This is a genomic window from Rufibacter immobilis (assembly GCF_003721565.1).
In the GTDB taxonomy this organism is placed as follows: Bacteria; Bacteroidota; Bacteroidia; order Cytophagales; family Hymenobacteraceae; genus Nibribacter; species Nibribacter immobilis.
The window spans coordinates 115,167-126,532 of the sequence record NZ_RJJE01000009.1 but is presented as its reverse complement, the minus strand read 5'-3'; the positions used below and the strand labels follow the sequence as shown (position 1 = coordinate 126,532).

The 11,366-nt window shown below is 54.0% G+C and carries 8 protein-coding genes and 1 tRNA gene; 6 read left to right on the top strand and 3 right to left on the bottom strand.

From position 1 onward, the window contains the following. Positions 1-2 precede the first annotated feature (2 nt). Complete coding sequence (locus tag EFA69_RS07830; RefSeq protein ID WP_123132546.1) at positions 3-290, top strand: hypothetical protein; 288 nt, start codon at positions 3-5, stop codon at positions 288-290. Positions 291-293: 3 nt separating this feature from the next. Here EFA69_RS07830 and EFA69_RS07825 read toward each other — a convergent pair whose 3' ends face one another. The 3 genes from EFA69_RS07825 to EFA69_RS07815 all read right to left on the bottom strand — a co-directional run bounded on the left by EFA69_RS07825 (position 294) and on the right by EFA69_RS07815 (position 4,404). After that, complete coding sequence (locus tag EFA69_RS07825; protein WP_123133419.1) at positions 294-743, bottom strand: 6-pyruvoyl trahydropterin synthase family protein; 450 nt, start codon at positions 741-743, stop codon at positions 294-296. A gap of 235 nt (positions 744-978) precedes the next feature. After that, positions 979-2,793, bottom strand: coding sequence for a nitronate monooxygenase family protein (locus EFA69_RS07820; RefSeq protein ID WP_123132545.1), 1,815 nt, complete (start codon positions 2,791-2,793; stop codon positions 979-981). 177 nt (positions 2,794-2,970) lie between these two features. Then, positions 2,971-4,404: an FAD/NAD(P)-binding protein gene (locus tag EFA69_RS07815; RefSeq protein WP_123132544.1), complete on the bottom strand. Its 1,434-nt coding sequence runs from the start codon at positions 4,402-4,404 to the stop codon at positions 2,971-2,973. A gap of 254 nt (positions 4,405-4,658) precedes the next feature. On the opposite strand from EFA69_RS07815, the gene EFA69_RS07810 reads away from it, so the two are divergent. From EFA69_RS07810 to EFA69_RS07790, 5 genes are all read left to right on the top strand, one after another. Continuing rightward, positions 4,659-5,507, top strand: a complete 849-nt coding sequence (locus EFA69_RS07810) for a chromate resistance protein ChrB domain-containing protein (protein ID WP_123132543.1) — start codon at positions 4,659-4,661, stop codon at positions 5,505-5,507. A gap of 77 nt (positions 5,508-5,584) precedes the next feature. Beyond that, positions 5,585-6,937, top strand: a complete 1,353-nt coding sequence (chrA, locus tag EFA69_RS07805) for a chromate efflux transporter (RefSeq protein ID WP_123133418.1) — start codon at positions 5,585-5,587, stop codon at positions 6,935-6,937. A gap of 244 nt (positions 6,938-7,181) precedes the next feature. Continuing rightward, positions 7,182-7,252, top strand: a tRNA-Ser gene (locus EFA69_RS07800). Positions 7,253-7,586: 334 nt separating this feature from the next. Next, positions 7,587-10,463 carry a TonB-dependent receptor gene (locus EFA69_RS07795; protein ID WP_123132542.1) on the top strand — a complete coding sequence of 959 codons (2,877 nt, stop codon included), beginning with the start codon at positions 7,587-7,589 and terminating at the stop codon, positions 10,461-10,463. Positions 10,464-10,741: 278 nt separating this feature from the next. Then, positions 10,742-11,353 (top strand): TetR/AcrR family transcriptional regulator, encoded by a 612-nt coding sequence (locus EFA69_RS07790; protein WP_123132541.1) that lies wholly within the window; start codon positions 10,742-10,744, stop codon positions 11,351-11,353. Positions 11,354-11,366: the final 13 nt, after the last annotated feature.

Genomic DNA, 11,366 nt, shown 5'->3' with positions numbered 1-11,366 from the left:
AGATGAACAAAAAAGCCTTTCCGATTGGAGAGGCTTTTCTGTTTAGAGGCTCTTTTTCTGAAAACAGGCTCAAAACAGCAGTTCGCTTTTTCTGGCTTTCCACTGGCGCGAGTCTCCAGACTCGTGCCGATGAGTGGTGGGAGTCTCCAGACTCCCGTTTCTCTGCTCATGTTTCCCGGCGAGTCTGGAGACTCGCAGCACAATATGTCACGAGTTGTAAACTCGCGCCAGTCTTTGCTTTTGTTTTTGCCCGGTTTTCAGAAAAAGAGCCCCTAAACGGAAAACATTAGTTTTTACTCATTATCACTTACATACCACTCCCCGAAGGCATTCTCCGTTTCCCAGAGTTTGAGGCTGTGCAGCTGCACGTGCGCGGGTAAATGGGGCTGGAGCTGATCTTTGATGTAGAGAAGCAGGTTTTCGCAGGTGGGCTGGAAGGCGGTGAGCAGGACCTTGTGGCCTTCTTCCTGCAGCACGTTTAGGAGCGCCGGGGAGCTGTTTTCCCGTAGAACCAGAGCATGGTCCAGTGGCTGTAGCACGTGCGTGTTCACCGTCGTTTTCAGATCCCCGAAGTCCAGCACCATGCCGTCTTTGGGGTGTTGCTCTTCGTTGAGCGGGGTTCCGATGATGGTAACTTCAAGTTTATACGAATGCCCGTGAATGTGGCGGCAGGCGCCGTCATAATGGGTTAAGGCGTGCGCCGCCTCAAAAGTAAAACGGCGCGTTAATCTGATTCTGTTCATGCGGTAAACTATTGGCTCTGGCATCTGCCGGAGCCTTTGCGTTTAGGGGCTCTTTTTCCAAAATCAGGCCCTAAACGCAGGAATTATAAATTGATTCTACCCATCCACCGGCAAGCGTCCGCTTGTGCCCGCTCACATTGCTGTTCTGCAAAGTTGGCGGGGACAAGCGGACACTTTCGCCATGTGAAACGCTAATGAAGCCAAGGGAGGTTAAGCGGCTACAAGTGAATTCGGTTTACGCCTTTACCCGCACCAGGGCAGCGTTGAGCAGCTGGTCTTCGGCTTCCAGGAGTTCTTCCAGCATGATGTATTTCTTCTCCAGTTCCTCTTTAGAGAACAGGGTAGGCAACAATTCTTTGTAGTAGCTGATGCCCGACTGCAGGTTTTGCCAGAAGGTATTCAGGTATTTGGCCTGTTTATCGGTGAGGGTGTCTAATTGCTCGGCCTTCTTGTTTTTCCAGTAGTCTACGTACAGCTTGAGCTCGTTGATGAACACGTGCGGACGGTACGTCTGGTTCAGGGCGTTGAAGCGGCCGTAGATGTGGTCTACCATCTCCTGCAGTTTGAAGATGCCGGAGAAGAACGCCAGGTTGGGTCCGGGGCAGATGGCCACGGGCTTACTCAAGGCTTTTTTGCCCAGATTGTACACCAGTGAGGCCGTATTCGCCAGTCCTTCGCAGAGGCACTCTTTGGCCAATAGCTTCGATTCTTCCGCCTTCAAAACCTCCGGAGACAAATTTTGCTGCTGTAGTTGTTCCAGTTTCCGGCGCTGGAATTTGCGCGAGGCGGTGCAGAGGGGCTCCTGGGTGAACTCGCAATTGGATACCAGGTGTTTCTTTACGCAGGGGCTGCCCGGTTTTCCTTTCTCAATGCGCGCGTGGGTGAGTTGCTCGCTGGTGGTGCCGCGCAGGGCGTTGAACGGAACCCCCAGCGGAGAAATGGGGCTCAGGTACAGATCCTCGGCTTTGGCCTTGGATAATTGGGTTAGCGTATCGGCGTCAACGGTGCTGGCCTCGGGCACCAGCAGGAACGGCGTACCCCAGCCGGTGGCGTCGCAGCCGTAGTGTTCCATCAGGAACGCATGTTCTTCGGCCGTGCCGATGCCGCCTTGCACCGTGAGGCGCTGGGTGGGGGCGTTGGCCGGAACGTCCAGTCCTTTGGCCGTAAGCGCCTGCTGGCACATGGCCCAGAGTTCGGCTTTGAGGGCCGGACGGTTAACTTTGAATTCCTCCAGAATAGGGCCCATGAGCAGACCGTCGGTGGCGAAAGCGTGGCCGCCGCAGTTCAAGCCAGACTCCACCCGGAACTCAGACACCCAGATTCCTTTCTTAGCCAGAATCTTGCCCTGTACCGCTGCTGAGCGGTAGTCGCTCACTTTAATGATGACGGTTTTCTCAAACTCGCCCTGCGCATTGGGTAAAAAACAAGGAAATTGCTCCAGATAACTGTACAGCCGTGGGTTCATGCCCGCCGAAAACACAATAGAAGACCGAACGGTACTGAGGGCAAAACCCCGCAGCGCCGCCAGGGCATCTGAATACTCCGTGGGCAGCGGGCTGCCGTCTGCGGCGTAGTTCGTTTTGTCCAGCTTGGTCATGATGTTGACGTCAATGCTGCCGGGCTGAATGGCCTCCCGCAGTTGCTCCTGCAAGAACAGCTTGTACGGCTCATCCTGGGTGCTGAGCATCTGCTGGTAGAGAATGCGCAGGGCAGAATCATCTGGCAGCATCTCAAAGTATTTGGTGAGTTGGGTGCCGGGGGCGAATTCCTCCTGCCGTACTTTCTCCAACTGCTCTTGCACCAGCTCATCCACCAGATTCAGATAAGCCGTGACCCGCTTAGCCCGGTAGTCTTCCTGCTTCTCTGAAATGGGAACATACGGTTTCTGGTACAAAGAAGCGTAGTAAAGCCGCATCTCCTCCAGCAGTTGGTCATCGGCGAGGGAAAGGACCGAGGATATGCCGTAACGGGCTACTTTAAGCGGAGAATCAATAGAAAAAGAGAGCCCCATAACGGGGATGTGGAATGAGTGGAGGGTGTTGAAAGCCATGACTGTATGAACAAGAGTTGCGTTTGCCTCCAGAGCATGGAAGCAGGGCACAAGGTAGCTGGTTCTGGCAGCCGGCGGGTAGGAGGTAGATCAACGCTGGAGATGATCATGGTCATTGCGTAGGTCCCCGGAAATACTAAGGAAGCCCCTGCTCCGTAATGGGCTATGGCTTTATCATCAGACGGTAGCCAGCATGGTTTCGCCAAACAACAGCAGGCCCGCCAACGCGGCGGCTTGCTGCCTGATCTCGCGCAACGCAGTGGTTTCATAGAGAATTCCTTTGAGGGGTGGTCCTAAGGTGAATAGATTTTCGGTTTGTTCTCCCTGTGCGTTGAGGAGGACCCCGTCTGGCGTGGCGGACAAGCCTAAACGTAAAGGGTCTGGGGCGATAAGGCCCTCCCGGAGTAATTGCTGGATGAGCGGTTCTTTGGCCTTGGCGTAGTTGCATAAGGGGCCGGTACAGTTTACCACCTGGTCTACTTCTAGAGTAGTCTTCTCTCCTTTTTTCCGTTTTCTAATATTCACAAGGGCTTTACTTCCCTGCGTCTGCATGTCCAGGACATCTGCGGGAATGATTTCCAGCTGTCCCTGCCGCTGAAGTTGCGCCAGCAAGGCATGGGAGGTTTGCGGCATGCGGTGGCGGTGTACTTCCCACTGGGGCTTCACGTGCCGAAGAAACTGTTTTTTTTCCCACAGGGTGAAATTCTGCCAAACCGCCGGAAGGTGATCCCGAAGCACATCTAGGACACTGTGCCAGGTAATGCCTGCTAATTGGGCTTGCTGAATCTCTTGCCGCACGTATCTTAATGCCTCCAGCGGTGAAAGATGCTGGTTCAAGGGCAAATGACTTAGCGTGTACGGCTTGGTACCCACCAGATAAGCTTTGGGAACCATGCCATGACGCGAGACCACATAGATTTTCCCCTGGTGTCCTCGGGCCATTAAGCTGCCCACCAAGTCTACCATGGTAAGGCTGGAGCCTATCAGGAGCAGCGAGGCATCTTGGGGCAACGCATTCACCACTTCCGCCGACCAAGGCGAGGGTTTGTAGAAAGGGCTATCATAGAAACTGGTGGTAGGGATAGGCAAATTGGCCGGAGCCAGATTCCCGAAGGCCAGTACCGCTTTCTGCGCCTGCAGCGGCGCGTGGTTCTTTAGGTGCACCGTAAAGGCACCAGTTTCTCCGGCTGGTACCAAAGCAACCGCTTCGTCTCTTACCCTAACCAGCTGTACGCCCGGCTGCGCATGTTGCTCCGCCGCCAAAAGGGAATGTTCCACGTAATCACCGAAGATGTTTCTAGGGATAAAGTCATGGGGAGTGACTGCGGTAGGAAGTTGTTCTGGGTAACGGTGCTGGTTTTCCTGGAGCCATTCTACAAAGTCATGGGGCACATCCAGGAACAGGCTCATGCGGTAGGCAGGCACGTTGAGCGGCTGAAACGGCAGGCTGCTGCTGTAGGCTACCCCTCTGCTCATTTTCTGCGCCTCCTTCTCCAGCAGGTAAATTACCGTGGCTTCGCGGGCTGCCAGTAAAAGATTGATGGCGGTGAGCGTACCGCTTAAACCTCCTCCTACAATAGCAATACGAACCGGTTCCATATGTTCCTTCATTGGGGTGGGTGAGCAGGGTCAGAAAGTGAGGTGATGCTGCCGGAACCTGTGCCTGACTATGACCATGGTTCACCTGTTATACAAATTCGTACATATACGGTCTCATCTGGAAGGAGTTCGGCCGGCTCTTCTAATTTAACAGGAACTTTTGGATTAGCCTAACACTCGCGTTTAGAGCCTTTTTTTAGAAAAAGAGGCTCTAAACGCAAACTGTTTTCCCGTACCTTTAGCACTGGCAATGCACCTTCTCTGCTATGAAATGGATTACCCGCGAACGCCCCAAAATTGACCGTCTGGCTTGCCCGTGGCTCATTAGAAGGTTTATTGATGCCAACGCCGAAATCCTCTACGTACCCGAAAACCAGGTGCTGGACAAAGCCAGGGAATTCAATGCCATTCCGTTCGATATCCCCGGTGTGGAATACAGCCACTACCAGGACCGCTGCACCTTTGACTATTTCCTGGAGAAGCACCAGCTGCAACAAGATGCCGCCCTGCAGACCCTGGCCCTAATTGTGCGCGGCGCCGATACCGATGACCACACGCTGGCAGCGCAATCGGCGGGGTTGTGGGCCATCTCGCACGGCATGGCGTTCAACATCACCAATGACCAGGAATTGCTGGAGAAAGCCATGGTTGTGTATGACGGGTTGTACACCTGGGCCAAACACCTGCAAAAGCAGAAGCACACCACGCACCCCACAGAGCAGCTTTTTCTTCAGGCCTACCACCGGTTTCTGGAAGAGCAAAAAGACGTTCCGCAGAAAGTACCCACTTGGGCGCTGCACCTCAAAGAGATGATCCAGGACCAGATAGACACCAACCTCACCCTTAACCTGAAGGAGATTTCTGAGGCGCTGGCTGTCCATCCCGCTTACGTTTCGCGGGCGTTCTCCAAGTATTTTGACAACCTCTCGTTTGGCGAGTACATCAGGAAGCTGCGCATTGAAAAGGCCTTGGCGCTGTTGCATACCTCAGGCTGTTCACTGGTGGAGGTGGCGTACCTTACCGGCTTCTCTGACCAAAGCCATTTTACCCGCGTCTTTAAGCAACAGATGGGGCAAAGCCCTTCCGCTTACCTAAAAACTTTGCGTAAAAAGTAAAACTGGTACAAAAGGTAAATCCTGTGCTAGCGGGCGTAGGGCCGGTGCCGTATTCTTGCCCTCAAATTGCCTTTGCTATGGAAACCAATATGCTCAACCCTATGCCACCTGCTCAACTCAAAGTCCCAGAGAAACCCTCTTTCAAGGAGGCGTTTCTGTTCTGGCTTAAGCTGGGGTTCATCAGTTTTGGAGGGCCTGCGGGACAGATTGCCATCATGCACACATTCATTGTGGAGCAGAAGCGGTGGGTGTCAGACTCCAGATTTTTGCATGCGCTCAATTACTGCATGCTCCTGCCCGGGCCCGAGGCCCAGCAACTGGCCACCTACTTAGGCTGGCTCATGCACGGGGTGCGCGGCGGACTGGTGGCGGGTATTTTCTTTGTGCTGCCCAGTGTGTTTATCCTGTTGGGGCTGAGCGTGGTGTATGTCAGTTTTGGGACGGTGCCGTGGGTGGCGGCCCTTTTTTATGGCCTTAAGCCGGCCGTAGTGGCCATTGTGGCGTTGGCCTTGTTCAAGATTGCGGGCAAGTCTCTGAAAACGTGGCTGCATTACGTATTGGTGGCCATGAGCTTTTTGTGTCTTTTCGTGTTCAAGGTGCCTTTCCCTCTTATCATTCTGGGGGCAGTAGGAGTGGCACTGGTGCTGCGGAAAGCGTTGCCTGATTTATTTCAGGAGAAGGAGACAACTAAAAAGCAAGCCGATGATGAACAAAGCTATTTCCTCAACGCCCAGAGCGAGGTGGTAGGGGAAGGGGTAAGCCTTGGGCGAAGCCTGTTCCGGTTTGGAATCACTCTGGCCTTGTGGGCTCTTCCTTTGGCTTTGTTTCACCTTTTCACGCACCAGTTTCCGTTCTGGAGCAACCTGATCGGCTTCTTCACCAAAGCTGCATTGGTCACGTTTGGCGGAGCCTATGCTGTGTTGCCGTACGCCGCGCAGGTAACGGTGGAGCAATTCCACTGGCTCTCCAAGTACCAGATGATTGACGGGCTGGCCCTGGGGGAAACCACCCCGGGCCCTCTTATTATGGTGCTCGCTTTTGTGGGGTTTATGGCTGGCTTCAACCACTACGGTGGTTCCCTGGCCATGGGCGCGCTGGGTTTGTTCACCACTACCTTCTACACGTTTCTGCCGTGCTTTTTCTTTATTCTGGCAGGGGCCCCTTTTATTGAGCGCACCAGAGGAAACGTGGCGGTGCAGTCTGTGTTGGGTATGGTGACGGCCGCCGTGGTGGGGGTGGTGCTCAACTTAACCGTTTACTTCGGCGCTGTGGTTTTATTCCCAGGTGGGGTGTCATGGGCCCGAATGGATGGCTTCGCTTTGCTCTGGATTTTAATTTCACTCCTGGCCATGTACCGCTTCAAGGTAGGCATGATCCTCTGGATTATGCTCAGTGCCTTGGCTGGTCTGCTTCATTTTCTTCTTCTCTAGTCACCGTTGCCCAATCGCTGTTTAAACGGTTAAGGTTGGTTGTGTATTGATAATCAATGGGTTTGAGATATAATATTAAAAATTCCTAATAAATTATTTGGAGGTGTGGAAAATAACGTTTCTATTTGTCTACTACTTCTATAGAGATTAAGAGTAATGGAAGCGGGTGCTGCTTGTCTGTTTTGGGTTAGCAGAGAATACCCAGAACCTGCTTCTGCTCTTCTTCTCAGATAGAGGTGTAACCGGTCGTGTGGCTGAGTGGCTAGGCAAAGATCCGAAAGGTCTTTTACGGCGGTTCGAATCCGTCCGTGACCGCTGCATGTAAGAGCGAGGGGAACAGGAGAGAAGGCGTTTAGGGGCTGTTTTTCCAAAAACGGCCCCTAAACAGGGGGGAGGCTCAAACGGCAGATATGGGCGCAATGCGTGTGCAAGAGCTTGTAAAACCCAGCATCACATTACCATCAAACCATCCGCTTTTTTCGGGCGGAGCCAAAGCAACACCTTAATTACTCCATACCCATGAAACCAGATGTTTTAAAAGCAAACCAGAGAAGGAAACGAATGTGTGGCTTGGCCAGACGTCACTGCTGTTGTTGTCGCTAGTCCGCTTCAGACTTCTCTTTAGTTTTTACTTTTTAACATCAAACGCATGAAAATCAGATTTTTACTTTTCTATATTCTGCTCACGCTTCCCGCAACTATTCTAAAAGCCCAGGAAACGAACCTGGTGGAAATCAGCGGGCGGGTCACCGACCAAGCCAACAAAGAGCCGCTGCCCGGGGTGAGCGTATACGTGCGGGGTACCGTGACGGGCACCGCCACCAACGGCAACGGCGAATTCACCCTCAAAACCAAGCTGAGATTTCCGTTTACCCTGGTGGTGTCGCTGGTGGGGTTTCAGCCACAGGAGTTTGAGATCACGGAGCCCGGTTCCCGTTTAGACATTGCTCTGGTCACGCAGACGCTGCTGGGAAAGGAAGTGGTGGTATCGGCCTCCCGGGTAGAGGAGAGCATCCTGAAATCGCCGGTGGCGATTGAGAAATTGGACATCAGGGCCATCAAGGAAACTCCGGCACCCAGCTTCTATGACGCGCTGGAGAACGTGAAAGGCGTGCAGATGACCACCAGCAGCCTCACGTTCAAAGTACCTAACACCCGCGGCTTCAACATTCCCAACAACTTCCGGTTCATGCAGCTGGTAGACGGTGTAGACATGCAGGCCGCCACTCTGGGCGTGCCGCTGGGCAACGCCATTGGGCCCACCGAGCTAGACATTGAAAGCGTGGAAATCACGCCCGGGGCGGCCTCGGCGCTGTACGGCATGAACGCCATCAACGGCATGGCCAATCTCCTCACCAAAAGTCCGTTCCTGTACCAGGGGCTGAGCATTTACCAGAAAACCGGCCTCAACCACGTAGACGGCATTGACGCCGAACCGAGCATCTTGTCTGAGGTGGCCGTGCGCTACGCCAAAGCCTTTCAGGACAAGTGGGCCTTCAAGATCAACGCCAGCTACATGAGCGGCACCGACTGGCGCTCCAACACCACCACTGATCAAAACCCCAATTCGCTCAATACCGCCAACCCCGCCTTCGCGGAGCTGTCTGGAGGCAACAACCCGGCTTATGACGCCTGGAACAAGTACGGCGACGAAAACAACAATGCCGTGACTGTGAGTGGCGTGAACTACCAGGGCAAAAACCAGACGTTTCTGGTGCGGCGCACCGGCTACTGGGAGAAAGATCTGGTGAGTCCGCGGGTAGATAACCTGAAGTTTGACGCCGCCCTGCACTACCGCCTCAGCGACAACGCCGAGCTTGCCTACGGGTATAGGATTGGCAAGATGGACGGCGTGTTCCAGCGCGGGAACAAGATCCAGCTAGACAACGTGGTGGTGCAGAACCATAGGCTGGAACTGAAAGGAGCCAATTACTTTGTGCGGTCCTATGTCTCTCTGGAGAATACCGGCGATTCCTACAACGTGAAGCCCATGGCCGACAACCTGGACATTACCGGCGGCGGCTCCAATAGCGAGTGGGGTGGCAAATTCAAGACGGCGCTGCAAACGCAATTGAACGGCGGCACAGACCTGGCCACCGCCATGCAGTTGGCCCGGCAGGCCGCCGATGCGGGCCGGGCCGAACCAGGTACCCCCCAGTTCCAGAACCTGATGCACACCATCCGGAACATCAACAACTGGGACCACGGCAAAGTGATTTCGGGCGCGCCCGCAACCGGTGGGGCCTGGCTCACGCAGAAAAGCCGCCTGTACCACGCCGATGCCCAGTATGATTTCGTGGATCGCTTGAAATTCGCCAATCTGCTGGTGGGCGCCGATGCCCGGGTGTACGAGGTCATTCCGGACGGAAACAATTTCGTGGATTTCACCCGGCCTATTGAGGAGCGCACTCTGCCCGGCGGAAACAACGTGTACTACAAGAAATTTGGGGCCTTCGCGCAGTTGACCAAGACGCTGTTTGGAGACAGGCTCAAGTTGTTTGGCTCATTGCGGGTAGATTACAATCCTGAGTTCGATCCCAAGCTGAACCCCCGGGTGGCGGCGGTGTACACTTTGTCTGAGCAGCATAACTTTAGGGTGTCTTACCAGAACGGCTTCCGGTTCCCGGCCTTGTTTGAGGCGGTTTCCTATGTGAACAACGGCAACGTGCGGCGCGTAGGCGGTTTGGGCTACATCAATGAAGGATTGGGCTATCTGGACAATTCCTACACCCTCACTTCCGTGAACGATTTCAATGCCGCGGTCAATAAAGACGTAACGGCGGGGCTCACAGCAAACGAGGCAGCCCTCAAGAACCGGGATGTTTTGCAGATCACCCGCCTTTCGGCCACCCGGCCAGAGCAGATCAACTCCTTTGAGGTGGGCTACAAAAGTGTGTTGTTTGACAGCAAACTGGTGATTGACCTAGATGCCTATACCAACGTGTATGATGGTTTTCTGGGGCAGGTGGAAGTGAGCGTGCCTAAAAGCAATACCGTGCCGGTAGGCTCTGATGAGGCCGTGATTGCTATGCTGGCCGCCAACCGCAACGGGCAGCAAACCCGTTACCGCGTGTACACCAACGCTAAGAACAAATACAACAACTACGGTTCCTCGCTGGGCCTCACGTACAATTTCTATGAGAAATTCACCCTCTCCGGGAACGTGAACTACAACGCCATCAAGACCAATGCGGAGAAAGACATCTTCGTGACGGCCTTCAACACCCCCAACTGGATTGCCAATGTCTCCTTCGGGAACCGGGAGGTGGTGAAGAACCTGGGCTTCAACGTGGTGTGGCGCTGGCAGGACTCTTTTCTGTGGGAGAGCCCCCTTGCCAACGGTATTGTGCCCGCGTACAGTACCATAGATGCCCAGGTGACCTACCGCGTGCCCGAGAGTAAGATCACCCTCAAAACTGGTGGCACCAACCTGCTCAATGAGCGCTACATCCAGTATGCGGCGGGACCTACCATTGGCGGTCTGTACTACGTGGCCATTACCTTAGATGGCTTGCTGCTGAAATAAGTTTTGAGCGTTTAGCGGCCGTTTTCCAGAATAAAGGCTAAACCAGCAATTACCAAGTAGGACATTTGTTTGGCCCGTTAACCGAATTAAAATACACTTTCATGCTCCCGAAGAGCCCGGTACCCTTGGTGCTGGGCTCTTTTTTTTGTTGTGTTCGGCTGCCTTGCGTTTAGGGGCTGTTTTTGGAAAAACAGCCCCTAAACGCAAGGTAGGGAGTAGGGGCAAGGGAGGGACAGCCCTCCTTTGTTTGAAATAAACCAATTGGTATATTTGCTCGCATGAAACTTCCGCAGACAAGTAAAGCCGAGCAGACGCGCCACCTCATTGTGGAGCGGGCGGCGGAGCTGTTTAACCGTAAAGGCTTTGCCGGCACATCTTACCAAGATTTGATGGAGGCCACTGGAGTAACCAAGGGCTGTCTGTACGGACACTTCGGCAGCAAAGACGAACTGGCCGTCGCGGCCTTTGAGTTTGCCGCCCAAGCCCTCATTGACCGTGTGGGCGATGCCATGGCCCCTTACCAGAAAGCGGGCGAGAAACTGCGGGCTCTGCTGAATTTTTACCGTACCTATCTCAGCAATCCCATCCTGGCGGGCGGCTGCCCTTTGCTCAATACCGCCGTAGAAGCAGATGATAACCACCCGGCCCTGCATGAGCGGGTGGTCAAGGTCCTGGACCGCCTGCACAAAGGCTTGCGCAAAATCATAGCGCTGGGGCAGGAACAGGGTGAGTTTAATGTAATGGCTAATTCCCAGCAGCTGGCCACGTTTTTTGTGGCCACCGTAGAGGGCGGTATTCTCCTGGGCAAAGCCTACAACAGCTCAGAACCCTTACAGACAGTGCTGAACCAGCTGGAGCGCTGGCTGAGACAGGAACTGGAGGTGCGCTAAAAAATTTCCCTTG